The sequence below is a fragment of the Streptomyces sp. NPDC088553 genome (genome assembly GCF_044752965.1).
Taxonomy (GTDB): Bacteria; Actinomycetota; Actinomycetes; order Streptomycetales; family Streptomycetaceae; genus Streptomyces.
Window position 1 is genome coordinate 135626 of record NZ_JBIVMG010000003.1, and the last position, 23022, is coordinate 158647.

27 protein-coding genes and 3 pseudogenes are annotated in these 23022 nt (G+C 69.3%); 20 read left to right on the forward strand and 10 right to left on the reverse strand.

What is annotated here, in order from left to right; all coding sequences use genetic code 11:
- Window positions 1-25 precede the first annotated feature (25 nt).
- The 11 genes and pseudogenes from ACIP8Z_RS10050 to ACIP8Z_RS10100 all read left to right on the forward strand — a co-directional run bounded on the left by ACIP8Z_RS10050 (window position 26) and on the right by ACIP8Z_RS10100 (window position 6859).
- Window positions 26-610, forward strand: a complete 585-nt coding sequence (locus tag ACIP8Z_RS10050) for a hypothetical protein (RefSeq protein ID WP_402081146.1) — start codon at window positions 26-28, stop codon at window positions 608-610.
- A 1-nt stretch (window position 611) separates the two neighbouring features.
- A pseudogene (locus ACIP8Z_RS10055) lies at window positions 612-785 on the forward strand (hypothetical protein); the annotation flags it as partial.
- Window positions 786-906: 121 nt separating this feature from the next.
- Window positions 907-1143 (forward strand): annotated as a pseudogene (locus tag ACIP8Z_RS10060) (C-5 cytosine-specific DNA methylase); the annotation flags it as partial.
- Window positions 1144-1500: 357 nt separating this feature from the next.
- The gene (locus ACIP8Z_RS10065) at window positions 1501-1809 is read left to right on the forward strand and encodes a hypothetical protein (protein ID WP_266971857.1); all 309 of its coding nucleotides are present in this window, start codon (window positions 1501-1503) and stop codon (window positions 1807-1809) included.
- Window positions 1810-1899: 90 nt separating this feature from the next.
- The gene (locus ACIP8Z_RS10070; RefSeq protein ID WP_266971855.1) at window positions 1900-2517 is read left to right on the forward strand and encodes a DUF4913 domain-containing protein; all 618 of its coding nucleotides are present in this window, start codon (window positions 1900-1902) and stop codon (window positions 2515-2517) included.
- Window positions 2514-3290 carry a glycosyl hydrolase gene (locus tag ACIP8Z_RS10075; protein ID WP_402081149.1) on the forward strand — a complete coding sequence of 259 codons (777 nt, stop codon included), beginning with the start codon at window positions 2514-2516 and terminating at the stop codon, window positions 3288-3290. Before ACIP8Z_RS10070 ends, ACIP8Z_RS10075 begins: the two co-directional genes overlap by 4 nt.
- Window positions 3287-3772 (forward strand): hypothetical protein, encoded by a 486-nt coding sequence (locus tag ACIP8Z_RS10080; RefSeq protein WP_402081151.1) that lies wholly within the window; start codon window positions 3287-3289, stop codon window positions 3770-3772. The genes ACIP8Z_RS10075 and ACIP8Z_RS10080 overlap by 4 nt, the downstream gene beginning before the upstream one ends.
- A gap of 17 nt (window positions 3773-3789) precedes the next feature.
- On the forward strand, window positions 3790-4434 hold the full coding sequence (locus ACIP8Z_RS10085) for a hypothetical protein (RefSeq protein ID WP_402081153.1): 645 nt from the start codon (window positions 3790-3792) through the stop codon (window positions 4432-4434).
- Entirely contained in the window at window positions 4431-5279 is an 849-nt protein-coding gene (locus ACIP8Z_RS10090; protein WP_402081156.1) for a winged helix-turn-helix transcriptional regulator, read from the forward strand. The genes ACIP8Z_RS10085 and ACIP8Z_RS10090 overlap by 4 nt, the downstream gene beginning before the upstream one ends.
- 96 nt (window positions 5280-5375) lie before the next feature.
- Window positions 5376-6314, forward strand: coding sequence for a DUF317 domain-containing protein (locus ACIP8Z_RS10095; RefSeq protein ID WP_402081158.1), 939 nt, complete (start codon window positions 5376-5378; stop codon window positions 6312-6314).
- Window positions 6315-6373: 59 nt separating this feature from the next.
- The gene (locus ACIP8Z_RS10100) at window positions 6374-6859 is read left to right on the forward strand and encodes a hypothetical protein (RefSeq protein WP_402081161.1); all 486 of its coding nucleotides are present in this window, start codon (window positions 6374-6376) and stop codon (window positions 6857-6859) included.
- A 4-nt stretch (window positions 6860-6863) separates the two neighbouring features.
- Here the strand turns inward: ACIP8Z_RS10100 and ACIP8Z_RS10105 are convergent, their stop codons facing one another.
- Window positions 6864-7130 (reverse strand): hypothetical protein, encoded by a 267-nt coding sequence (locus tag ACIP8Z_RS10105; protein WP_402081163.1) that lies wholly within the window; start codon window positions 7128-7130, stop codon window positions 6864-6866.
- 224 nt (window positions 7131-7354) lie between these two features.
- Here ACIP8Z_RS10105 and ACIP8Z_RS10110 point away from each other — a divergent pair, with 224 nt between their 5' ends.
- From ACIP8Z_RS10110 to ACIP8Z_RS10130, 5 genes are all read left to right on the forward strand, one after another.
- Window positions 7355-7702, forward strand: a complete 348-nt coding sequence (locus ACIP8Z_RS10110; protein ID WP_402081165.1) for a DUF317 domain-containing protein — start codon at window positions 7355-7357, stop codon at window positions 7700-7702.
- Window positions 7703-7809: 107 nt separating this feature from the next.
- A complete protein-coding gene (locus ACIP8Z_RS10115) occupies window positions 7810-8178 on the forward strand; it encodes a winged helix-turn-helix domain-containing protein (RefSeq protein ID WP_402081168.1) in 369 nt (122 codons plus the stop codon).
- A gap of 170 nt (window positions 8179-8348) precedes the next feature.
- Complete coding sequence (locus ACIP8Z_RS10120; RefSeq protein ID WP_402081171.1) at window positions 8349-8609, forward strand: hypothetical protein; 261 nt, start codon at window positions 8349-8351, stop codon at window positions 8607-8609.
- A gap of 41 nt (window positions 8610-8650) precedes the next feature.
- The gene (locus tag ACIP8Z_RS10125; RefSeq protein WP_383177559.1) at window positions 8651-8863 is read left to right on the forward strand and encodes a hypothetical protein; all 213 of its coding nucleotides are present in this window, start codon (window positions 8651-8653) and stop codon (window positions 8861-8863) included.
- Between the two features lie 72 nt (window positions 8864-8935).
- Window positions 8936-9265: an esterase gene (locus ACIP8Z_RS10130; protein WP_402081174.1), complete on the forward strand. Its 330-nt coding sequence runs from the start codon at window positions 8936-8938 to the stop codon at window positions 9263-9265.
- A 602-nt stretch (window positions 9266-9867) separates the two neighbouring features.
- On the opposite strand, the pseudogene ACIP8Z_RS10135 reads toward ACIP8Z_RS10130, so the two are convergent.
- Window positions 9868-10017 (reverse strand): annotated as a pseudogene (locus ACIP8Z_RS10135) (IS701 family transposase); the annotation flags it as partial.
- 149 nt (window positions 10018-10166) lie between these two features.
- On the opposite strand from ACIP8Z_RS10135, the gene ACIP8Z_RS10140 reads away from it, so the two are divergent.
- Together ACIP8Z_RS10140 and ACIP8Z_RS10145 are read left to right on the forward strand one after the other, a co-directional pair.
- Window positions 10167-10955, forward strand: coding sequence for a class I SAM-dependent methyltransferase (locus ACIP8Z_RS10140; RefSeq protein WP_402081176.1), 789 nt, complete (start codon window positions 10167-10169; stop codon window positions 10953-10955).
- A gap of 43 nt (window positions 10956-10998) precedes the next feature.
- Window positions 10999-11526: a ferredoxin gene (locus ACIP8Z_RS10145; protein WP_402081179.1), complete on the forward strand. Its 528-nt coding sequence runs from the start codon at window positions 10999-11001 to the stop codon at window positions 11524-11526.
- Window positions 11527-11540: 14 nt separating this feature from the next.
- Here the strand turns inward: ACIP8Z_RS10145 and ACIP8Z_RS10150 are convergent.
- A protein-coding gene (locus ACIP8Z_RS10150) for an IS5 family transposase (RefSeq protein ID WP_402081181.1) occupies window positions 11541-12424 on the reverse strand; the annotation gives its coding sequence in 2 pieces (ribosomal slippage) (window positions 11541-12080 and window positions 12083-12424; 882 coding nt in all).
- 214 nt (window positions 12425-12638) lie between these two features.
- Here ACIP8Z_RS10150 and ACIP8Z_RS10155 point away from each other — a divergent pair.
- Entirely contained in the window at window positions 12639-13895 is a 1257-nt protein-coding gene (locus tag ACIP8Z_RS10155) for an IS701 family transposase (RefSeq protein WP_402081183.1), read from the forward strand.
- A gap of 10 nt (window positions 13896-13905) precedes the next feature.
- On the opposite strand, the gene ACIP8Z_RS10160 is transcribed toward ACIP8Z_RS10155, so the two are convergent.
- A complete protein-coding gene (locus ACIP8Z_RS10160) occupies window positions 13906-16653 on the reverse strand; it encodes a helix-turn-helix domain-containing protein (RefSeq protein ID WP_402081186.1) in 2748 nt (915 codons plus the stop codon).
- A gap of 37 nt (window positions 16654-16690) precedes the next feature.
- Here ACIP8Z_RS10160 and ACIP8Z_RS10165 point away from each other — a divergent pair, with 37 nt between their 5' ends.
- The gene (locus ACIP8Z_RS10165) at window positions 16691-16993 is read left to right on the forward strand and encodes a hypothetical protein (RefSeq protein WP_402081189.1); all 303 of its coding nucleotides are present in this window, start codon (window positions 16691-16693) and stop codon (window positions 16991-16993) included.
- Window positions 16994-17303: 310 nt separating this feature from the next.
- Here ACIP8Z_RS10165 and ACIP8Z_RS10170 read toward each other — a convergent pair whose 3' ends face one another.
- The 6 genes from ACIP8Z_RS10170 to ACIP8Z_RS10195 form a co-directional block, all read right to left on the reverse strand.
- Window positions 17304-19232, reverse strand: coding sequence for an AAA family ATPase (locus tag ACIP8Z_RS10170; RefSeq protein ID WP_402081190.1), 1929 nt, complete (start codon window positions 19230-19232; stop codon window positions 17304-17306).
- Between the two features lie 238 nt (window positions 19233-19470).
- Complete coding sequence (locus tag ACIP8Z_RS10175) at window positions 19471-19782, reverse strand: hypothetical protein (protein WP_402081193.1); 312 nt, start codon at window positions 19780-19782, stop codon at window positions 19471-19473.
- Window positions 19783-19862: 80 nt separating this feature from the next.
- The gene (locus ACIP8Z_RS10180) at window positions 19863-20258 is read right to left on the reverse strand and encodes a hypothetical protein (protein WP_402081195.1); all 396 of its coding nucleotides are present in this window, start codon (window positions 20256-20258) and stop codon (window positions 19863-19865) included.
- Window positions 20259-20375: 117 nt separating this feature from the next.
- Entirely contained in the window at window positions 20376-22133 is a 1758-nt protein-coding gene (locus ACIP8Z_RS10185) for a relaxase/mobilization nuclease domain-containing protein (RefSeq protein WP_402081197.1), read from the reverse strand.
- The gene (locus ACIP8Z_RS10190; protein ID WP_266971837.1) at window positions 22133-22798 is read right to left on the reverse strand and encodes a plasmid mobilization protein; all 666 of its coding nucleotides are present in this window, start codon (window positions 22796-22798) and stop codon (window positions 22133-22135) included. The genes ACIP8Z_RS10185 and ACIP8Z_RS10190 overlap by 1 nt, the downstream gene beginning before the upstream one ends.
- Window positions 22795-23019 carry a hypothetical protein gene (locus tag ACIP8Z_RS10195; protein WP_266971835.1) on the reverse strand — a complete coding sequence of 75 codons (225 nt, stop codon included), beginning with the start codon at window positions 23017-23019 and terminating at the stop codon, window positions 22795-22797. The genes ACIP8Z_RS10190 and ACIP8Z_RS10195 overlap by 4 nt, the downstream gene beginning before the upstream one ends.
- Window positions 23020-23022: the final 3 nt, after the last annotated feature.

Below are 23022 nucleotides of genomic sequence, written 5' to 3' on the forward strand. Positions count from 1 at the left end.
CCGCTCCTCAAAGACGGGATCCACCGTGACCACGAACTCCCTTTCCGACTCCCTGGCCATACGTGCCATGGCCTCTGCCTTCGACGCCCAGCGCGGCAAGCTCCCGGTCCCCGGCGACCCCCACCGCCTCCCCGGAAGCATCGTTGTCGCCCAGCAGATCTCCGAACTCGGCAAGCTGATCACCGAGCTGGGCGATGAAGTCCTCTTCCGCGCAATCAACAAGGAGGCCGGCTCTCGCACCACCCCGGCCGTCTCCGGTTTCTCCGCCGCCGTTCGGTACGCCGGTGAGGCTGCAACCGCTCTCGGAGAACTGGCCCAGCAGCTCGCCTTCCTGGAGCAGACCGAGCACCTGCACGAGCAGCCCGACGCCCGGGACGCCCGGGAGGCTGCGGGGCTGGTGATCGACGACCGGCTCGAAACGGCGGACACGGCCCTGCGGGAGGCGGCCGACTCCCTGCACGCCGCCTCGACCACGGTCTCGCCACCGTCCTCCCGGCTCCGGGCCGCTCTCACCCGGACCACGGCCCCTGTGTACGGGGCCGCACCGGCTGCCCCCGCTCCGTCGGCGTCGGCGTCGGTTCCCGCGGCCCGGACCGTACGGGGTCGGTGACATGTCCTCCGCCTTCTCCCGCCCTCCGCTGATCGGGTCGCTCTGCTCCGGGTACGGCGGCCTCGACTTGGGGGTGCAGGCCGCTCTCGGCGGCACCCTGGCCTGGCACGCGGAGGTCGATCCGAGCGCCTCGCGCATCCTGTCCCGCCACTGGCCCGGCGTCCCCAACCTGGGCGACATCACGACCGTCGACTGGTCTGCCGTTCCCCGGGTGTGCGTCCTGACGGCCGGCTTCCCCTGTCAAAGACGTCTCGGTCGCCGGCCGCCGGGCCGGACTCAACTCCCACACCCGTTCTGGGCTGTGGCTGCACGTCGCCCGTGCGGTCGAGGCCCTCCGACCCTGCTTGGTAGTGATCGAGAATGTCCGCGGCCTCCTCACCTCCCCCGCCAGTTCCCCTGGCGACGTGGAACCATGCCCGTGGTGTCTGGGAGACACCGCAGGTCAGCCTCCTCTGCGGGCACTCGGTGCCGTACTCGGATCCCTGGCCGACCTCCGGTACGACGCGAAGTGGCTCGTGCTTCGCGCCTCCGACGTCGGAGCCCCGCACCGGCGCGAGCGGACCTTTCTGGCGGCCTGGCCCGCCGGACACCCTGCTCAAGACGCCGACCAGCAACATCGGGAAGAACGGCGGCTCGCAGCACCCGGCCAAGAGGAAGAGCGGGGGCCATGGTCCGAACCTGGCCGACGAGGTCGAGTGGCTCCTGCCGACCCCGAAGGCGTCGGACGGCATCAAGGGCTCGCCCAATCAGCGGCACGGCAACGGGGACATGACCCTGCCCAGTGCGGCGGCCTCGCTGTTGCCCACACCCCGGGCCAGCGACACGGGCACCCCGGGCCGCCGCCCCGGCAAGGGGTGGCGCCCTCCCTTGTCGGTAGTGGTCCTGCCGTTGTGGACGGGGCCGTCGCCGGAAGCCGGGGAGACGGCGGACGGTGGGGACCGTACGCCGCCGCCATCACCCGATGGGAGAGGCTCACCCGCCCCGCGCCGACGCCCACCGACGCGGCCGGTCGGCTGCGCGCCGACTTCGTCGAGTGGATGCAGGGCCTCGACGCCGGCTGGGTCACCGCCACCCCTGGGCTCGGGCGTCCAGCGCAGCTCACCGCGCTCGGCAATGGAGTCGTCCCCCAACAGGCTGCGCGGGCTCTGCAGTTGCTGGCGCCGCCGTTCCCGCGCTGTCCACGCTGCGTGGACGGGTAGCGGCCGCCTACCGGGTTTTCCCGGCCGGGCCAAACCGCTGTTTCTCCGCATCCTCTCGGGCATGTCGCCTCACAGATGGAGCACGCTCTCATGTCCGACACCAGCCCGACCACCCCCGCACCCACCAGCTCTGTTCCTGAGCCGTTCCGGGTCTCCGACGAAAACCTCGACGACCTCGCCAGCACCCTCGCCAAGACCATCGCGGAGGTCAGGCGCCACGGCGTCATTCTCGACCGCCTCGGCTCCGAGCCCGATCCCGTACCCGCTGCCGACGGGCAGACGGACGGCGCTGCGGAAGCCGGGGCGGTCGGCCAGAAGGCGGAGGGTCCCGCCTCGGTGTTCATCGTCGCCTTGGGCGGTAAGGAGTATGCCGTCGAACTCGCCGCGCTCGGCGACTGGGTGAACCACCTCCTGCTGCCGGTGTACGGCCGGGAGATCAGCACGACGCGTCCATGGTGCGCGCAGTGGTACGAGCATCCGGAGGCCGTCGCCCGGCTGCACGCCCTCTGGCTCGCGTGGCAGCAGCTCACCGACACCGAGGCCGGCCTGGCCGGTCCGTCGACCTGGCACCGCGACCACCTGGACCAGGCCCTCGTGCACCTGCGCGCCCCGGACGGTCCCTTCGCCGCGTGCACGACGAGCCCAACCCGCCCCAACCACCGGGTCCTGTCCACTCCCGCTCCCGAGCAGGCGGAGGTAGCGGCGTGAACGACGGTTTCGACTTCGATTTCGATCTCGACGAACTCGCCCCCGCCGATGACGCGTCCGCGGAAGCGGTGGAACGGTTCTGGTCCGGTGACCTGAGGGCGCTGTCCCGGCACCACATCACGCCCGACGGCTCCCACGGCTTCGTCGTCGCCCACGACCAATCCGTTACGTGGGGAGCGCTCGGCGAGCCGGAGATCATGGCGATCGCGGTCGCGCGGGATCTCAGCCGGTTCACGTTCACCCTGGAGACGAGCTACCACGCCACGGTGCCCTTCGCTCAGGCGTGGCTGGTCGAGCGCGGCTGCCCGCCCGAGAAGATCGCCAAGCTCTACGACGACCTCGTGAAGCCCGCCGACGACCTCACGGTCCAGGTCGAGCGGAAGATCCGGGAATCGGGCACCCGATATGAGGTCCTCGACACCTACACTTCGGACTTCGACCCGAGCGAGACGTGGACGCTGACCCGCGACTCCCGGTCCGTCGAGGCGCCGATCCGGATCTTCCACGAGGAGTGGGAGTCGGGCGCCGACAGGTACACGATGTGCGAGGGCGCGTTCGCCGACGTGGACTCCGCCCGCTCCTGGCTGGACGACCGCGACGGCCCGCTGCCCGAACCACCGGGATACCGCTATGCCGACGGCGCCGTCCTCCGGGCCCGCGCCGCCCTCTCCCGGTCGGTCGGCGCTCCCGCGATGCCGAAGGCCGGCCTCGACGCCCCCCGTACACCGCCGGCCGAACCAGGCCGACGCCTGATCCAAGGGCGGCTGATGTGAGCCGCGCCCGCTTCGCCTTCGCAGCGCACCCCGATGCCATCGCGGACCTGCGGGAACTCCCGGACAGCATCCGCGACCTGGCGCTGCTGGAGCTGCTGGAGCTGCAGAACCTGGTCCACGGAAGCGACGACTGCCTGCCGTTGAAGGGCCGTCTCGCCGGATACCACAAGGTCTACGTCGACCCGTCCGTGTCCTACCGGCTGGTCATCCAGTTCCGCGCGGCCCCTCCGACCTCGAACCACCAGCGCGAGATCTACCTCGTCGCCGCCGGAAGCCGGAAGGACTACGCGGTCTACCGCACGGCCCACCTGCGTACCGCCCCGCCGCAGGACACCGCGGCGGCCTCCGCTGCCGAGGCCCGCGTCCAGGCCGCCCGGTCCCGCTCCTCGCTCACCGTCGGCCGCCCGCCGGCCTCACCAGCAGTTCCTTCCACAGTGGCCCCCTCCACGGCCGCCGCCTCTCGAAAGGTCCCCCAGCGATGACCGCCAACCGAGCCCCCATGTCCCGAACCGACCTGGCCGGCCTCCTCACCGAGGCCGCGCAGAGCATCTCCGGGATCCTCACCGCCGAGTACCCGACGCCCGCCAGCCGTTCATACCTGCACCCCGTCCTGGGCGCGCTGTCCGCCGGCCCGCAAGTGGTGGGCGAACTGAACGAACATCTCGAGGAGTTCATGGCCGCCGAACCGCGTCCCGCCACTGCGGCGGGTCTGTTCACCCTGGCTTCCTACACCTCCGCACTGGGCTGGCTCACCGAGTCCCTCGCCGAACTGACCACCGCCGTAGACCAGATCTGCACGCGCGTGGGCATCCCCGCGGGCGCCGGGGAACTGGCCTTCGCCACGTCCGAGGACGCCGAGGAAGAAGACGGGTTCGACTTCGCCTTCAGCGTGCTGGAACTGGCGGCGATCCGCACCGCCGCCGAGGCCGCCGGCCTCCCGCCCGGCGACTACGTCGGCGTGCTCTCCCAGTCGCTGCTCGCGGCGTCCCAGATCACCGACGCCTGCATGGAGATCTCCAACGGCCTGCTCGAAGACACCGCGTACATCCTCGACGAGACCGACCGCATCTGGGCCGGTGGCGAACCAGGGGGCCTTCCGACTCTGGTCCGCTCGCTGCTCGCCCGGATGGAGACGGCCGAATGAACCAGCACCACATCCCCGGACAGCCCGTCTTCCCCATCGAATCGTTCGATCCCGAGCGCATCGAGAACGCCCTCGCCGTGATGGGGCCGAAGTGGACCACCTGGACGGTGATGACCATGGCCCAGGAGGGCCGTCCTCTGCGGGTGCGGGATGTCGCCGCCAGGCTTCCCTTCGTCAGCGAGCAACTGGTCGGCAGGCGCCTGGCCGCCATGCACGCAGACGGACTGGTCACCCGAGCCGACACTCGCCGCGGGGCTCCGTACCAGCTCATTGCCCTCGGCGAGTCCCTGATGCACGTGCACCGCACCCTGGCCGACTGGTCTCGGAACTACCTGTCGTCCGGCGCGATAGCCGAAGCCGAGCGCGTCGAGGACGCCGTGCAGCGCCTACGGCTGCGGCACACCACCGCCATGGTCCAGGTCCTCGGCGCGGGCGGTCCGATGCGGTTCGTCCACATCGCCGAACAGGCCGGTCTGGACTACGCCTTCACCCAGCATCGCCTCCTCCGGCTCCAGGCCGACGGCCTGGTCACCCGCACGGGCCCGCGCCACGGCGACCCCTACGTGCTGACCGAAGCCGGCCAGGCGCTGGGCCCCGTCTACGCGACCATCGAGCACTGGAGCGCCCCCTTGGCCACGCGGAGGGCCCCGGCTCCGCCCACCCCCGTCGCGACGGCCCAGCGGACGCACTCCGGCGTCCCGTTGGGGGCGGACGGCGCCCGGACCGCAGCGGCCCTGCGCCGGAGCGCCGCCGTGCCGACCTCCCTGTTCAGCCACGCTCCCCAGCCGCAACCGCGGGTGTCGGTCTCCGTGACCGCCCAGTCGGCCCCGGGACGGTCCCGGTGATTCGGATGGCACCGAGAGCCAGCCATTCCCCGTCACCGCGGCGGCCTCCGCGCACGCGGACCCGCTCTCCTCCCACCCACGCCCGGAGCTTCGACCATGTCCGCCCTTCCCGACCCGTCCCGCTACGAAGAGGTACTGGTCAGCCCCATGTACCTCGCCGGCTCCAACGGGGCCGGTGACGCCGGCTTCGCCCCCGTGGCCCACTGGCCGCACCACTACCTCGACGACGGCCCCTGCCAGCTCCTTGTCACCTCGCCCGACCAGCGAATCCGCATCGGGTGGTTCGGCGACGACTTCGAGCTGTGGAAGATCACCGCTTCCGAGGAGGCCGTCGCCCCGCCCCGCTGGACGGCGACCTTCAACCACGTCACCCCGGCCGAGATCGTCGCCGGTCTCACCACCGCCCTGGTCCAGGACTACGCCGCATCCGACCCGTACGAGAACAACGGGCGCTTCCTGGGGGCCCCATCGGTCTACTGGACCGATTCCCTCCAACCGCTCCTCGACGCCGGCTGGCGCCGTGAGCCGGCCATGCACGGAACCGTCAACGTCAGGGCTCCCGACGGACAAGCAGGCGCCCTGATCCGAAACAACCATCCCCGCTGGGACGACGAGGCCGTCACGCTGTGGGCCGGCCCTCGGGGCTGGGGCACGCGGGCGGAGGCTGTGTTCACTGCGCGCACCCCGACCCACCTGATCGCCGCGACGGCCGCCGCCATGGCGAGTTCGGCTCCGGTCGTCCGCGAGCGGCACAGGATCCACCGCGAGGTGGAGCACCTGGTCACGCTGACCCCGGTCGGCCTGGTCGCCGCTCCTCAGGGCTCTCGCGCTCCTACCCCGCTCGACGTACGGCGTACCGCTGTCACCGAGGCCGTCCGCCGTGCCGCGCGCGCTCCGCGGACAGCCGCCGACCTCCGCGTGATGGCGGCCCAGAGCCGCACCACGTCCTCGGCCCGGATGCGGTCGTCCACCCACACGCCCGCTGCCGCAGCCCGGGCGCCGGTCGCTTCGTCGGCGCGCCGGCACAGCCGCTGACTCCCGCCCGGACCTACCCGGACGCCCTCTCCGCCCCTCCGGACACCAGGAATTCCCTCATGCCCGACACCACCGCGCTCGACCAGGCCACCTCCATGATCGAGAAAGCCTGGGCCCGGCCCATCGAAGTACTGGAGGTCCTCGCGGTCCGTCGCCCCTGCGACGACCCGCTCCTGCGCTCAGCCATGCACATCCGTACGGCCCTGGCCATCACCGACAACGCGGCGGCCGTCCACCAGGAAAGGCTGCACGCCCTGACTCGGCCCGGGTACGTGCCGGCGTACTACGAACTGGAACGGATCGTCAGCTCGGCCGCCGACCTTCGAGTCGCACTCGCGGAGAGCGGTGCTCACGTGCAGGCGATCCGGCGCGTGGTCGAGGCGCGTGAAGCCTCCTCGACGGCGGACCGGGGCCCGGCGGCGAGCCTGTCCCGGGCCGCTGTCACCCGCTCGGGGCTCGCTCCGCGTGCCCCGGGCCAGGTGCCCGACCAGCCCGTTCCCGCCGCCGTCGCCGGGCCGAGGCCCGCCCCGGGGCCGCACCGCTGACCGGTCAGGCGAGGTCCTCGTTGCGGTGGGCGTCCTCGGTGCGGGCGCCCACCGCGCGTGCCAGCTCCTCCACCGTCAGCTCGACGCGCCGGCCTTCCGCGACCCGGTGCTCCACCACCGTGTCCTCGTCCGGCCACCTGTCGGGCTGCGCGCCGACGCCCCACTGGCCGTCGGCGACCATCGCGATGTCACCGACGGTCCACGGCCGTCCGGCAGCTCGGATCTTGCGCTCCAGCCCGGCTCCGTCCCCGTGTCTGCTCGGCTCCGTCATCCCTGCTCCCCCTTCGGTCCCGTACGGCTCGCCGCCGTAACTCGGTTACGACAACCCCGGCCGCCGTTCCATTCCCGCGCCGCCAGCGTCCTGGGCGCCTGGTCGTAACCGGTTCGCCCACGGCAGACGGGTCACCCCCGGAAACGACTACGGACTTCGACACGCCCCATGTCAACGTACGGGTGTCGGGAAAAACCGCAGGTCAACGAATGGATCGTCCAACCGTGAACGCCTCCGCCACCCTCCTGCCCGCTGTCGCACACCCTTCCGTGGAAGGCCGCCGCTGGCTCTCCTCGGACCACTGCGCCACCCCGGTCCTCGAACTCCTCCACGCCCTCGACTGGACGGTCGTCGACACCCCGGAGTGCAACGTCCACGCGACGAGCCCGGACGGCCGCGTCTACGTCGGCTGGCTTCCCGAGGACCCCGCAGCCTGGACGCGCGACATCGTCTGGCGGGTCCAGGTACAGCCCGCCGAAGGCGACGCGTGGGTCCAGGAGTTCGGCACCCACACCCCCGCCGAGGCGGTGGCCGGATTCATCGCCGCCCTCGTCGCCCACTCCTCCCACTGAACCGGTGGCCGGGACGGGCCGGTGGGGCCCGCCACGGCCACCGATACCCGTCCGGGCTCGCGCCCAACGATCCGCGCGCCCTTCCTCCTTCACGCAAGGCCCTGAAAGTGACCATCTATTCAGACGATCTCGTCCGCGCCTCCGGCCACATCGTCGGCCTGGGTGCCAGCGGTCTCGCGGCCTACGACGTTGTCGCCGGTTCCGGCTCGGCTTCGTTCCGTCTTCCCCTGGCCTGCTGCGGGATGGCGCTGGTCTACACCGCCGGTAGCTTCCAGGACCACCTCCGCCGCCGCGACACCCGGGTCGTCGCCTACCTCTCGAACAACCCCGGTACGCCTCTCCCCGAGATCAGCGCCGCCACCGGCCTCAGCGAGGAACGCGTCGCCAGCTCCCTTCAGCGCCTGGTCGCCGACGGCCTGGTCGCTTCCGAGGCGAGCCCGCCCCCTGCCGCCCGCTCCTACCGACTGGTCCTCTGACGCCGCCCCTCAAACCCGACCGGCCCCTCCCGTCTCCCCGGCCACTTCGCCGCCGGGCCGCCCGCCGAGCAGAACAGCGCCAATGGCAGCGCGGCCTCTTCGAATGACCGAACGCCCTGGCCTACGCCGCCCGGATACCAGGGCCCCTTTCCCAACACGAGGAATCCGCCGTGCCGTTCCACGCCCTACTCACCAATCACCACGCCGACGGCACCCTCTGCCCGGCGGACCATAAGCACACCAGCTCCGGCAAGCCGCTCCACCCTAACTGCCCGGGGCGCTCGTACACCCAGGCCGTCTGCTCGTGCGGCGGCTGGGAGATGAAGCAACGCGGCAAGGGCTACGTCGCCGAGTGCCGCAAGCGTCACCTCGCCAGTCACGCCCAAGGGCCGAAGGTGCTCCGGGACCTGCTCCGTCTCAACGCCTCCTGACGCTCCTGCCCCGTACGCCCTCACTGCTCCCGGAGACTCCCATGCCCAAGTGCCTGACCGTCGGCCACCTGCTCCGCCAGCTCCAGGACCTCGACCCCAACCTGCCGATCCGCCTCGCCGTCAATCCCGACTTCCCCTTCACCCACTACGTGGGGACCGAGGTTGTCGTCCGGGACGGCAAGGCGTTCATCCCCGACGACGGCCAAGAGGGCTATCTCTCGGTGCCGGTACGCGACGCCCTCACCTGGTCCTGACCCCTTCTCCGCTCACCGGAGGCTCCCATCTCGTCACACCCCCTCCCGCTGCACGGCCTCGCAGTACGCCCCATGCCGGACGGTGTACGCGGCGCCCTGGTCCAGCGCGTCTCCGCCAGGCACGACGGCCCGCTCGACGTCACGTGGCTCGCCGCCAGAACCCCGAGGCTTCCCCTCGGCCGCATCCGCCTCCGCTGGGAGCCCGCTTCTCGATCCGGCTGGGACGTGAGCGCCCACCTGGGCCTGGTCACCACCGAGGTGCACCTCGCTTCCTGGCCGTCTGCCCCGGACGACTGGCCGCGCGTGGTCCGCCCGACACTCCACGAGGTGACCGGCCTCTGTGCCGCCCTCGCGTTCGCGACCGACGCCCTCGACCTCTCGACCCGTCTCGCCGAGGTCTGACCGGGACCGCAAAAGGCCGCCCCTCGCCGATCAGGCAGGGGCGGCTTTGCCGTACACCCGGCCGCACGTGCGTACGCTCATCCCCGACGAACGAGGAGGACACCTTGGCCGACGACCAGCCGCTCTGGGGATACCCGGAGGTCGCCCCCCCCCACTTGGGAATCAGCGTCCAAGCCGCCCGCAGCCACAAGAGCCGGGGCATCCTGCCCCGCTCCCGACGACACCACCCTGCCGGACCGCCCCCGCTGGAAGCCAGCCACGTTCGAAGGCCGAATGCCGGTCGGCCGAGGGTTCCGTACCGACCAGCACGGAGGGCCAGCTCTCCTTCTCCCATCGGCCCCCCTTAAATTCGGAAGCCTCCTGAGAGCTACGCCTCGGTCTGCAAAGCAGCCCTGGCGGCGGCTTGGAAGTCTCCATCCGGCTGGCGTTTTTCCCTCATGGCCGCCTTGAAATCCTGCTCGTACTCGTGGAGTTGGCCGTTGCCGACGTCTAGGCCTTGTTGAGCCATGTCATGACTGCTCGCTCCACGTTCAGCATCGCCGTACGGAATGTCTCAGCGGACTCGGTTACCGAGCTAGTACTCCAGCCGTAGATCGTGATCTTCATGGCTGGGCGGCTGCTTGCCGTCGGTAGTGGCAGTCGCGGGCGCGGGCCTGGTGTCGGCGTCGCCAGTGTGACCAGCGGAGTCGGTGCGCGAGGTCGTGGGCCCGGATGGTCAGGGTGGTGAACAGGCGTTGGATATCGGTGCAGGTCGGTATGGACCGAGGCCGGCCTGTGGCGTCGGCTGCACCGGGCGGTGCTGGACGAACTCGGGAACGAACGGCTCGTTGGATCTCGAAGGATGTGAGGGCCGCCGGGAGCGGCCCGGAACTGAACTGGTGCAGCACACGTCTCCCGCACCATGATCTCAAGTGAGCGCCAAGAGCACGCGATCTCCACCAAGCTGGTCTCGCCGTCCGCAGTGAGTGCGGAACCGTCGAAGACCAACGACTACAACAGCTTCGCCGAGGCGTACGCGGCCGCAAACGAAACCAACCTGGTCAATGCCTACTACGAGCGGCCCGCGATGCTGGCCCTCGCTGGAGACGTGGCCGGCCGACGGATTCTCGACGCCGGCTGCGGCTCGGGGGCCCTGTTTGCCGCGCTGCGCGACCGTGGCGCCGTTGTGAGTGGCTTCGACACGAGTGCCGGGATGCTGGAGCTGGCTCGGCGGCGGCTCGGCGACGGTGCGGACCTGCAGGTGGCGGACCTGGGCAGCCCGCTTCCTTACGCTGATGACACATTCGACGATGTAACGGCGTCCCTGGTGCTGCACTATCTGGAGGACTGGGGGCCGGCGCTGGCCGAGCTGCGACGCGTACTCAGGCCCGGCGGTCGACTGATCGCATCTGTCGACCATCCCTTTGCCATCAACCTCATACACCGCGAGGCCGGTCGCGAGGCCGAGCACAACTACTTCGACACCACCAACTGGACCGTGGAGTGGACCATTGGCGGCCATACCGCCCTGGTGAGTCGCTGGAACAGGCCGCTGCACGCGATGATCGAGGCTTTCATCGGGGCCGGTTTCCGGATTACGGTCATCAGCGAGCCGGAGCCTGATCCCGCCGCCCGCGAGATGTTCCCCGAGGCCATCGCGGCCAAGCCGCGCTTCCTGTGCTTCCTGTTCTTCGTCCTGCAGGCCGACTAGGCCGTGTCCGGTGAATCGTTCAGGACATGGCTAACCTTCTGCCGTGGACGTCTACTTCGATCCGGTGCCTCTGCTCGACGACGCGCGAGGGGCATTCCTCGGGCAGTGGCCGGATCGGAAGTGGCTGAATGTGCCCGGACCGTTCTATGGGGCCGAGACCGACAACTGCGGCACGGGCCGTATCCACGCCCCCGAGTCCGTGCTCTACGAGGCGGACTACTTCACCGAGTACGTATACCGGCAGCCCCGGACGCCCGAGGAGGTTCAGCAGCTGGTCGACGCGGCAGAGGCCGAGGCATTCTCCGGCTACGGCTGCGATGGTGACACTCACTGGACGCCGACAGCGGTCCGGGAATGGTGGCGCGACCGAGGGCGGATCAGGGAGTATCTGGCGAACCGGCGAGCCGACTGGGAAGCCGACGACGCGAAGGCAGGGCAAGGTGTTGCCGCTGCTGCCCTGAAGTACGCCGCATACCTCGACGGCGAGCTGGCATCGCACCTCCGCGTCTATCTCTTCTGGCTTGAGGAGCGATGTTCTCCCACAGTTGCGGACCGACTGCCGCAGCTCTGAGCTGCGGTGACGCATCAGTCGCAGAGCCAGAGACGGATCGCGGCGACGGCCACGGTGCCGTGGAAGACGTAGGCGCGCTTGTCGTAGCGCGTCGCCACGGCGCGGAAGCCCTTCAGCCTGTTGATCATGCGCTCGACCTCGTTGCGGCGCTTGTACGTGGCGCGATCGAAGGCGGGCGGACGGCCGCCCGCTGAGCCTCGGGCTAGCCGGTGGCCCACCTGGTCTTTCTTCTCCGGGATGCTGTACGGAATTTGGCGTCTGCGCAGATAGATCCGTATACGACGGCAGCTGTAGGCCTTATCGGCGCTCAGTGCATCCGGACGGGTGCGGGGGTGGCCGCCGCCGCCGTGGGCAACTCGGACCTCGGCCATGACCTGCTCGAACATGCTCCCGTCGTGGGCTTGGCCTGGGGTGATGAGCAGGCCGAGTGGGCGGCGACCGCCTTCGCCGGCCAGGTGAATCTTGCTCGTCAGGCCACCGCGGGATCGTCCGAGTCCCTCGTCTGCGCGGTGGCGGGCCGGGACTGCCCCTTTTTTGAGCCGTTGGTCGGGGCGGTCTTCCTTGCGCCTGCGGCGTGCTGATGCGCCCGGCAGGTGGTTGAGTCGACGCTGACCTGGCTCCAGTCGAGACGACCCTCCGCATCGGCATGAGCCTGGACGGCTTTCAGGATCCGGTCCCAGGTCCCGTCCGCCGACCAGCGACGATGGCGTTCATAGACGGTCTTCCACTTCCCGTAACGCGCGGGCAGATCCCGCCAGGGGACGCCCGTGCGCTCGCGGAAGTAGATGCCGTTCAGCACACGACGGTGGTCACTCCACTGCCGGCCCCGCCCACCGTTGGCAGGCAGGTGCGGCGAGAGCCTCGCCCACTCCTCATTCGTCAGATCGTCACGTCCCACGCCACCCAAACGATCAAGGAAGACGATCCAGTTCCAAGATCGAATGACGATTCACCGGACACGGCCTAGTACTCCAGCCGTAGGTCGTGATCTTGCTGGTCGGGGCCGGTGCGGAGACGGCTGCGGCCACCGTTGATCATCGTGAGTTGTGTCGACCAACGAAGATCAGGCGGTGGCCGCAGGTCGCAGCGTAGTGCCTGCCCGGTGGCGGTCGATGTTCGACCAGCTGACGGGCCGTATCGCGGGCCGGTTCGCGCGGGTCGAACCACGCCGCCACGCAACGGCGTTGGTGCTGGGCCTGCTGGCGGACCTGCCAAGGAAGAACTGCTGGACGCTGGCCGAGCACGCGGGCGACTCCACCCCGGACGGCATGCAGCACCTGCTGCACCGCGCGAAGTGGGACGCCGACGCGGTCCGCGACGACGTACGCGCCTACGTGGTCGAGCACCTGGCCGATGACGAAGCCGTGCTGGTGGTCGACGAGACCGGCGACCTGAAGAAGGGCACCGCCACGGTCGGCGTCCAGCGCCAGTACACCGGCACGGCGGGCCGGATCGAGAACTCCCAGGTCGCCGTCTACCTCGTCTACTCCGCCGCCTGCGGGCATGCCGCGATCGACCGGGCCCTGTACGTCCCGCGCTCGTGGACCGACGACCTCGACCGCTGCCGGACCGCCGGCATCCCCGAAGACCTCACCTTCACGACCAAGCCGGTACTGGCGGCTCGGATGATCACCCGGGCCCTGGATGCGGGAACGCCCGCCCGCTGGGTCGCCGGCGACGAGGTCTACGGCGACAACCCGCACCTGCGGGCCGCGCTGGAAGACCGCCGGACCGGCTACGTCCTGGCAGTCTCCAGCACCCACCAAGTCACCACGGTGGCAGGGAAGTTCCCGGCCAAGGCCATCGTGGCGAAGATCCCGAAACGGGCCTGGCAGCGGCGCTCGGCCGGAGCGGGCGCCAAGGGCGAGCGGTACTACGACTGGGCCCAGGTCGACATCCACGGCCCCGCCTACCGGCCCGGGCACTGGTGGCTGCTGGTCCGCCGCAACCGGAGAAGCGGCGAACTCGCCTTCTACCGCTGCTTCTCACCCCACTCCGTCCCGCTGTCCGACCTGGTGCGGGTGGCCGGACGGCGCTGGACGGTGGAGGAGACCTTCCAGGCCGGCAAGGGCCTGGCGGGGCTGGACGAGCACCAGGTCCGCCGCTGGACCTCCTGGCACCGCTGGGTCACCCTCGCGATGCTCGCCCACGCCTTCCTCGCCGTCACCGCAGCCGCCGAACGCCGCGACCACCCCGCCCCCGACGACCTGATCCCCTTGACCTGCAACGAGATCCAACGCCTGTTCACCACCCTGACCATCCGGGCCCACGACCTCGCGCACCGACTCCGCTGGTCACACTGGCGACGCCGACACCAGGCCCGCGCCCGCGACTGCCACTACCGACGGCAAGCAGCCGCCCAGCCATGAAGATCACGATCTACGGCTGGAGTACTAGGGTGTCCCAGGTCCAGCGGCCGGCGGGTGCGCCGTCGAGATCGAAGCCCCACCGGCCGACAGGTGCGGTGACAGGCGCTTCATCGATGTCCCGGGCTGGTATCCGGCTGAGCACCTGTCGAGCGGCCTCGACCTGCCCCACCTCTTCGAGACTTTCCAACAGCCAGGCGGCGCCGTCCGGATCGGTGAGATCAGTGTCTGAGGCGACACGGTGCGCAAGCAGCGCCACCGCCTCATCCATTCCCATCTCGTCGAGGAGGGTGAGCAGCTGCCCCACGCTTTCAGGGTCACGCACGTCTGTACGGGATGCCACATCCCGGTCAAGCAAGGTAGTGATCTCGGCTTCCATATCGAGTTGATGGAGGAACTCGATTAGCTCAGCGAGACGAGCGGGATCGGAGATGTCAGTCTCCTCCGCAGCGCGCGTGGCCAGGGCGGTGAACTCCGCGTCCCGTTGGTGGGCCAGCAACGTGCGCAGCAAGAACGACACGGCATCCGGATCCGAGATGTCCGCCAAGGTACTGACGCCTCGGTCGAAGAGGGTGTGCACCGCTTCCGACTGATCAAGCTGGTCAAGGACATCGACAAGCCAAGCCACGGCTTCTGGGTCATGAAGATCGACGTGCTGCTCCGGCTGGCGACGCAGCAGGACGGTGATCGCCTCAAGCAGACCCTCCTCCCGCAACGCGTAGAGGAGCAGCCACACGTCGGTCGTGTCGCCGAGGTCAATCGACGTTGCCGCCCGGACTGCGAGAGTGCTGGCGTTAATTGAGCTGTAGGCGTTCAGTTCCGCAAGCAGGGCCGGCGTGAACGCCATGTCCGAGGTGTCGGCCTCGTGAGCGGTGCGGCCAGCCAGCACGTGGTACGCCTCGTCGAGACCCAAAGTCCGCAAGGCTTCCAGCAGATCGACACTGCTACCGGCGTCGGTCGCGTCCCCGACCTTCGCCGCACGGGCTGCCAGCCGGGCCGCGGCATCGTTCTGTCCAGCTGCGCGTAGCCGTACGAGGAGATGCGCGACCGACTCCGCGTCATCGCAGTCGACATGGTTTTCCGGCATGCGCCGCATCAGCGCGGTCATCGCCGTGTGTCGGCCTGTTTCGGCCAGTACCTCTACGAGAAGCCGTACACCGTCCGGGTCGTGCACAGGAGTATGGTGGGCGGCCCACACGCTGCCATGCGCCTGAGGGTCCTTGTCGTCGTCGAGAAGCTCGACTAGGGCGTGGGCGCAGGTCGGGTGACCGACGAGCACGGCCTTGTGCCACAGGCGTACCGCCTGCGTCAGGTATCCGTGGTCGCGCGCTGTCGTGGCAAGCTCTACAAGGTCGTCCGCATCTCTCGTGTGAGCGAGCAGGGCTTGCCACAGAGAGAGCGTTCCGGGACGGTCCTTGTGCTGAGGGCGGACATGCTGAACGAGGTAGTCGGCCGGTTCATACTGGGCCTCGTCGCCGGACCGGGTGAGCGGGCTGTGCATCGCGGTCAGCGTATGCCGTATGTCGGTGCGCCGTCCGTCGTCGCGTTCCCCGGTGCTCAGGGCTTTCAAAACGCTCTCAACCCAGGCCTCATCGGTCGGGCGCCGACGCGGGTGCAACGCGCCGGCGGCAGCATCTGCGAGTAACCCGGCGGGCAGCGGACTGCGGTGGCCAAGGTATCTCGCGTCAAGAGCCGCAGTCACTACTGCGTGTTCCACATGGCTGAAGTGGCTGCCTGGACCGCTTTGGTAGGCGGCGAGGAGTGCGGGCCCTCCGCTGAGGTGCTGCACGACGAGGCCATCAGCGGCTCCCGCCCTTAGCGCGTCAGCCAGTCGACGATCACCGTCCGCTTCTGCCGCCTGCGCCATAGTGCGCCACCGAATCAGTTCGGCATCGGAGAAGTGGTCGGGCACCATGACCCTCCGCGCTGCGGAACAGTCCAGCAACCCGCGGACCTGCCCATGCGGATCCCCTGTGCGACCGGGTCGTGTCAGCTCCTCCCAGTAGGGATCGGTCCAGAGGGTTCCCACCGCCACTAGGCCGGGCGTCGTGACGAGCCGCTGCCGCAGCTCGGCTGCTGCCTGCTCCGCATCGCGACCGTAAAAGAAGCGCTGAGCCTCGTTGAGCCAGAGGACTGTGCCGGGATCGAACAGCGCCCGTAGCAGAAGTTGCAGAAGGTCACTGGAGCCCGACGGGCGCAGAAGCCGCCGGTGAGGCGCGAGATCGGCCAGAGCTTCGAACAGCGCGCGGGTCTTCCCGGTGGCCGAGTCCCCCGTGAGCATCACGAGTACCGATTCTCCCCCCGACAGGGCCGGTGCCAGATGCGTGCGAATCTCGTCGTCGTGCAGTCTGGGCATGTAGGGCGTGAGGAATGGATACCCACCGGGGTCAGGGGCCGCCAGCACGGCACGGTGCACTTCGAGAGCCTGGGGGCCGACATCGGCAATGAACTGTTGGTGGACGTCCGCCCCGGTCCGGTCCACGGAAACCACAGAGGGAGGCTGTGGAGGCTGGGAGCCTTTCCAAAGATCGTGTAGCTCATCGAGGACTTTGGGACCGACACCGAAGGCCTTCGCGATCGCCGCGACTGTGCCCCACGACGGGTGCGTGGGTCCGTGGTTCAGGGCTTGGCTGAGCGTGGTGCGCCCGAGCCCGGTACGCAAGCGAAGTTGCTGCATCGACAGTCCGGATCGCCCACGTAGATCCTGCAGTTGCTCCCGCAGATTCGCCAGGTTCCGAGAGGATGCCTCGTCTCTCTGCACGTCTACTCCCCGCCCGGTAGCGCTCCCACATTGTTCGGTGCTGTTCATTCTCGTCCACCCGAACCACGGTGAACACGGACATCGGCAAGGTCTGGTGCAAAGCAGAGTCGCACTGACGAAGGAGTTTTCGATGTCCCCTGCGTTGCTGGCCACCATGACAATCCTGGCCGTGACTGTGTCCTTGATCGTCTCCGCCCTAACCGGCGCGGCGGCCGCCCTTCTCGCGCGTGCGGAGGGCGCGACGACAGCCGCTGCTCTCATCCGGGCGGGTATCGCGTTCGGAGCTACCCTCTCGTTGATCGCGGTCTTGGTGACCACGGTAGCGGGACTGTTGCGCTGAAGTTCGGTGGCTCCTATGCCCGTCCGTCCCAGCTGATCGACAGTGGTGACTCGGCCGCGGACGGCGGGCGGGGACCGTTGCCGGACTGGGCGGCCCAATGACAGGACATGCTCAAACATGCCTCATGTGCCTAACGGACTTGCAGGCCGACTGCCAGCGTGTTCATTTGACAGCCCGAGATAACCATCGAGGCTGTTCGTCGACCGCGGCTACGACTACGCGTGCAGCAAGTTGTAGTCGAGGGAGGCGTGAGAGGCGCCTGCTCCCTGACCTGTTCGCCGGGCAAACGAGTCAGAGAGCAGGCTCTTGGTCAGCGGCGCGGCAGCAGAGAATTCAGGCGATCAAATAGCTGGCCAGCGCGCTCGATCGTTGCCGCGTCGATTTCCGGGGCGAGCACTGCCTGTTCGCGAAGGAGGACGGCCGCCGGCTTGTAGTGGTTGAACCGAGTGGCGATCTTGCGCTTCTTGAACTCGGCCTCGATCTGCCGGACGACGCGGGGGTCCTTGGCATTGATGTCCGCTGCCGTGATCGGGGTGGTGAGCTCGTTGGCGTAGGCGCGGTTGACCAGTTCCAGGTAGAAGTCGCGGTCGAAGAGGTCCTCGACATCAGCATCAGCCGCGCTGGTGAACTCGCTGATCTCGACGAGTCCGTTCCTGGCGAGCTGGTCGTTGTCCCGGAGACGCTGGATGGCCCCGACGTCCTTGGTGCTGGAGTCGACAAGGACCGCGACGTTCAGTTTGTTCGCACCCAGGAGGGCCACGAAGGTGGACAGCTTCCCCGATCCGCCGATGGGGGTCTTCACCCAGCGGGGGTCAAGCCCAGTGGAGCCGTTCGCCTCGGCGATCTCCGTGAGGACGTCCAGGTAGATCAGGTCGCTCGGACCTTCGAGGAGCAAGACGTGCTCGCCCACGAACAGCGTCTGGGTCATCTCGATCCCCATCGCGGTCAGCAGCGGGAACACGGTGTCCGCGTCGGCCTTGAAGATCTCCGAGGAGACCTTCGCGCCGCCGCGGTCCATGTCGATGACCGTCCGGACCCTCTGGAGGTGGTCGGGATCGACCATAAACGGGGAGTGCGTGGTGTAGAGGACCTGGTGCTTGGGGGCCAGCCGCTCGTCGATCAGACGGAGGAGGTCCGCCTGGGCCCGGCCGTGCAGGGACAGGCCCGGCTCGTCCAGCAACAGGATCAGGTCCGTGGTGCCTGCGTCCTCCAGCTCGTTGAAGTAGGCGAGGAAGCTGAAGAACCAGACGAAGCCGCGGGACCGGTCGTCGAACGGGACCGATGCCCGGTGGCGGCTGTTGAAGACGCGGACCTGAAGGATCGGCCCCTCCTGGAAGGGCGCCTGGGCCCCGGCTTCGGGGGCCAAGACCTCCAGCCGGACTTCCAGCTCCTTGTTCTGGGACCAGTAGTCGAAGACCTCGTCCGAGATGACGTTGCCCGCGTTCTCCAGCTCGCGGATGAGCCGTTCGTGCTGGCCAGAGTCCTGGAAGTCCTCCGGTGAGACTCCCGCCATGTCCAGCAGGCTCAGCAGGGCCCTCTCACCACGCTTGAGTGCTTCCGATTCCCGCCGCCTCACCAGATCGGGCAATGAGACCTTGCCGGGCATCGTGTCGTAGTCCGCGAAGTAGACGAACTTCGGCATGAACGGGGCGGCGTAGTTGTCGATCAAGTACAAGCCGAGATCGCAGTCGCGCCAGCTCCGGATGCGGTCGGCCAGCGCGGACGCGGCGGACGGCGGCTCTTCCAGCGCGTCGAGGGCGTCGAGGAGGCCCTCGATCGTCTTCGCGTCGCCGATGGCCTGGGCGGCTGCGGCCGGCAGGTCCAGGGCGGAACGCAGGTGGTCGACGACCGCAGCCTCGCTGTAGTGGAGCTCGAAGGTCTCCTCGTCGTCCCGGTAGCCGATGACCACCTCGAATTCGGGGCTCCTCATGGCTTTCAGGCCGAGGTCCTCCCCGATGGTCTTCATCTCGGTGTCGTCGAAGCGGAAGGTCGCCCGGACAACGGGGATCTTCTGGTCGGCGGGGAGCTTCTTGCGGTCGCGGGTCTTGCGGGCGGGGAAGTCAACCACTTCGTCGAAGGCGGCGGGCTCCACGGGGTTGAGTCGGAAGAGCGCCTGGAGGAGCGTCGTCTTGCCCGACTCGTTCTTCCCAACGAAGCAGGTGACGTCTTCCTCGACGTCGAATATGGCGGAGTCCTCGACGGAGCGGTAGTCGGTGATACGGGCCTTGATCAGCTGCACTGTGCTGTGGATCCTTCCTCGTATCCTGCGAGGTGGCCCGGCGTGCCAGATCGAGAGGCACTGATCACAACGACATGACACCAAGTGCCTTCGGCGTTGCGTTCGAGGTATGTTCCAGATGCCAATCAGGAGAGACCCCGGTGCCCGTCGACCTCGACGCCGCCGGGGTCCTCTTTGAGCTAGATCTGAGGTTAGCGCCCACCTCTGACAACTCCGCTCGGTTTGTCTCCCAGTGGCCTCACCGTGCTGTAGGCCCCGGTTGGGTCGGTACGACTCGCAGATTGTCAGGCCTCTCGGCCAGCTGGAGGCGGAGCTGGCGGTTCTCCATCACGACCTGGTGCAGTGCGCCGACGAGTGCCTCGTTGTCGGCCTTGAGCCGGTCGATCTCCTTCAGCGCTTCGGCCCGGAGTTCCTTGGCCTTGACCAGCTGACGCCGGAGTCGCTTCTCGCTGTCGGGCATCTCGCCGCGGGCTCGGTCCTTCTCGTAGAACTCGTTCTTGAGGTCCAGGTGCCGCTGGGTGAGGGCATTGTGGGGGACGTCGGCCTCCATCGCGAGGACGACGATGGTCAGCGCTCTGTTCGACCGCTGCAGGGTTCCGCCGAGGATGCGGTTTTTCGTACCGCGCTCACCTACTCCAGGTAGGTGCCGGAGAAAACACCGTCGAAGCCGAGCGCAGCGAGGCCCTCCTCGACGGTGGGGTAGGTCGTGCCGTACGGGCTGGCGGTCAGGGCGTCGAAGTCGGCGCGGGTGATCTCGGGTTCGATCCACTGGTTGCTGCACCGGCAGCGGATCCAGACGTTGCGGCCGTGGTTGATGAGCAGCCAGTCGCGTCGGGCCTGGCAGGCCGAGCACGTCACGGGGATGCCGCCGAGGGCGAGTTCGGGTGGGTGGCTGACGCAGCGGGTTGCGGCCGGGCCGTCGGCCAGCTGCGTCTCGTACTGGAGTTGCAGCAGGGGGTCGGTGCCGGTGGGAAGGACGGGCAGCGCGGGTGCCGGCTCCGTGGTGCGGTCGGTCGTTCTGAGCACGAGCGTGATCTCCCGGTCGAGGGCTTCCTGTTTTCATCCGTAACAGCCGATGGAACCGGCTGTCCAGGCATTTCGTGGGGTCCGGCCGGTCGGTGGCCGGCCCTCCGGACGCGCTGATTAGCGGCGTGGTGGGCGGCTGCGCGGGTCGGGGACGGCAGGTCGCGGCAGCGCTGTGGCTGCGTTCCGTTCACTGGTGCAGTTGGCCGAGGTCTTGGTCGGGCGGGTGCCGGCTTGTGGGCGACGGGGCGCTTCGCCCGGGTGGGCGGGGAGCTGGGCGAGGCGGCGCAGGCGCCAGACCAGGACGTCGTTCACGTCCGCGGCGGTGTCGAGTTCGCGCATGTCGATGGCCTGCTGCAGGAGAGCCTCGGGGTTGTGGCCTGCCTGCTCGGCCTGGGCGAGGGTGGCGACCAGGGCGTCGGTCTTCGTCGGCATGCCATCTGCTCGTACGCCCTGCTCCGGCAGAGCCGCGCGGAGGGTGGCCTCGTGCGTCCGGCGCTGGGCCTCGGGGAGGGCACGGCCTTGGTCGTACAGCCCCCGCATCGGCGTGGCTGCGGCCTGGCAGTAGGCGGTTCGCAGATGCTCGGCGGCCCGTCGGGAGGCATGGGCCTGCTGGGCGTGACCGCGAGCGGAGTGCCAGCGGGCGGCAGCGAGGGTGACCAGTACCAGGGTGGAGACGAGCATGGCAGTGGTGCCACCGTCCTCGCCCCGGCCGAGCGCGCCGCCAGCCTGGACGATGCCCCGGGCGGCCGAGCGGAGAGCCCGGATGTCGGCGCCCTCTGCTCGGATGTGGCTGCGGGTCGCCCGCTCGAAGGCTCGGGCGGCTGCAGCCAGTTCGGCGCGGGTGGCGGCCGGGGAGGTCTGGGCGAGCGCGTCCAGGAGTTCTCCGACGCCGACGAGCTGGGCGGCGGCTTCGTCGTCGTCGCCGTCGAGGAGGACGGCGGCACGCTCGGCGATGCCGGTGGCGCTCCGTCGCTCTCGGGCGGGCGGGGACCAGTCCGCCCGGCCGTCGGCGGCCGAAGACGTTGCCCGCTCGGCGGTACCGTCGGCAAGCCGGAGGCGGATCTTCGGAAGGGACAGGTCGGGAGCCAGCTTGGAGCCGGGGTACCAGACGGGTTCACCGTGGCGGTTGCGGTCGCCGGGCAGGGCCACGTTGTAGCCGAGCGCGTCGCCGGACGGGGCGTGGCGCACTTTCACGCGTAGGCCCGCCTCGCGGAGCCGGGTGAAGAACTCCTTCTCGTCGTCCGCTCCCGCGACGGCCTGGCGGACGGCTTCGCGGAGCGTCTCGCGGGAGGTCTCGGGGCGGCCGGTGCGTTCGGCCTTGAACTTCTCGGCGCTGGTGGGGTTCTTCGCTGCGGTGCCGTCGCCGGCGTTGAGGCGGCGCAGGCCCATCTCCTCCTCCATGCGCCGGCAGACGGCCTGGGCCTTGTTGAAGTCGTAGTTGAGTCGGGGATTGCGCAGGTCACCGCGGACCAGGGTGGCGACGATGTGGATGTGGTCTTCCGCGTGGCGGACGGCGATCCACCGGCAGCCGTCGGGATCACCCTCCGGGGCGATGCCGGTGGCGTGGACGATGCGCTGGGCGACGGCGTTCCACTCCTCGTCGGAGAGCCGCCGGTCGCCGGGGGCGGTCCGGACCGAGCAGTGCCACACGTGCTTGGCGGGCGCTCGGTCGCCGACCTGATTGACCCGGAGGTCGAGGGCGGCGGTGAGGCGGGCGAGGGTGACGTGCGGGTCGGGGTCGCGGCCGGGGTCGGGGGCGAAGCCGTCCCAGGAGCCGACAAGGTGCGCGTCGGTGTGTTCCTCGCGCTTGCCGGGGCCATAGAGGTAGACGAGGAGTCCGTGGGTGCGGGAGCCGCGTCCGATGTCGGGCACCATCACAGCCGCCTGGTCACCAGGTCGTTGGCCGCGTCGTCGAGGCGGCTGAGGGACCGGGTCAGAACGTTCAGCGCGTGGTCGAGTTCGCCGGGGCGGGGCTGTCCGCCGGCGTTGTGGATGTAGGCGATCTGGTTGATGTTGTTGCCGATCCGGGCCAGGGCGGTACGCAGGGCGGCGAGTTCATCGATGGCCGCGTCGAGTTGTTGGTTGGTGTGCAGGGCGGTCGAACCGCGGGCGGCGGCGAGGCCGGCGGCGGCAAGGAATCGGGCGACGGTGACGCCGCGCTGTGTGGCAGCGGCGACGATCTCGGCTTTCTCGGTGTCGGAGAGGCGGGTCGTCGTCTTGCGGGTGCGCTCACTCGGGTTGCGGCTGCGGCGGCGCGGTTTTCGGTCGGGGAAGGCGGGCGTGCTCGGGCTTGGCTGCTCGCGGTCGTCGTCGTGGTCAGCTTCTCCCCCCGTGACCGGCGCCCCCTGGTGCCGGTTGCCCGGCTGGTTCCCGAGCGCCCTCGCTCGGGAACCAGCCGGGCTTCCCCCGCTCCCCCGGGCGGGGGCAAGTGCGTGCGACGGGCCGTAGGACCGTCGCACGCGATAGCTTGCTCCGCCAGGAGCCGTCGTGGGGTTCCGCTGCTCTCCGGCCGTGGTCACCGCCGGGTCGTCGGTGGTCACCGACTCGTCTCCGGGTCCTGCTGCTGGATTTCGCGGACGAGTTCCTCGATCCAGTCCATGGCCAGGACCGGGTGGTGCAGGGTCCAGGAGCGATCGTGCTGCTCTCGTTGCACGATCCAGGTGTTGTCGGGGCCGGACTGGGCGCGGTGGAGGTGGCCGCGCTGGTGAAGGACGGTCAGCCAGGAGTCGACTTCGGTGGGAGTGGCCGGGTGGGTGCGCAACGG

Excerpts from the sequence above, each read along its gene's own strand:
- ACIP8Z_RS10105 (WP_402081163.1), bottom strand. The coding sequence starts at position 7,130 with ATGACGGAGCCGAGCAGACACGGGGACGGAGCCGGGCTGGAGCGCAAG.
- ACIP8Z_RS10125 (WP_383177559.1), top strand. The coding sequence starts at position 8,651 with ATGCCCAAGTGCCTGACCGTCGGCCACCTGCTCCGCCAGCTCCAGGAC.
- ACIP8Z_RS10185 (WP_402081197.1), bottom strand. The coding sequence starts at position 22,133 with ATGGTGCCCGACATCGGACGCGGCTCCCGCACCCACGGACTCCTCGTC.
- ACIP8Z_RS10095 (WP_402081158.1), top strand. The coding sequence starts at position 5,376 with ATGTCCGCCCTTCCCGACCCGTCCCGCTACGAAGAGGTACTGGTCAGC.
- ACIP8Z_RS10085 (WP_402081153.1), top strand. The coding sequence starts at position 3,790 with ATGTCCCGAACCGACCTGGCCGGCCTCCTCACCGAGGCCGCGCAGAGC.
- ACIP8Z_RS10090 (WP_402081156.1), top strand. The coding sequence starts at position 4,431 with ATGAACCAGCACCACATCCCCGGACAGCCCGTCTTCCCCATCGAATCG.
- ACIP8Z_RS10175 (WP_402081193.1), bottom strand. The coding sequence starts at position 19,782 with ATGGAGGCCGACGTCCCCCACAATGCCCTCACCCAGCGGCACCTGGAC.
- ACIP8Z_RS10130 (WP_402081174.1), top strand. The coding sequence starts at position 8,936 with ATGCCGGACGGTGTACGCGGCGCCCTGGTCCAGCGCGTCTCCGCCAGG.
- ACIP8Z_RS10140 (WP_402081176.1), top strand. The coding sequence starts at position 10,167 with ATGATCTCAAGTGAGCGCCAAGAGCACGCGATCTCCACCAAGCTGGTC.
- ACIP8Z_RS10100 (WP_402081161.1), top strand. The coding sequence starts at position 6,374 with ATGCCCGACACCACCGCGCTCGACCAGGCCACCTCCATGATCGAGAAA.
- ACIP8Z_RS10070 (WP_266971855.1), top strand. The coding sequence starts at position 1,900 with ATGTCCGACACCAGCCCGACCACCCCCGCACCCACCAGCTCTGTTCCT.
- ACIP8Z_RS10155 (WP_402081183.1), top strand. The coding sequence starts at position 12,639 with ATGTTCGACCAGCTGACGGGCCGTATCGCGGGCCGGTTCGCGCGGGTC.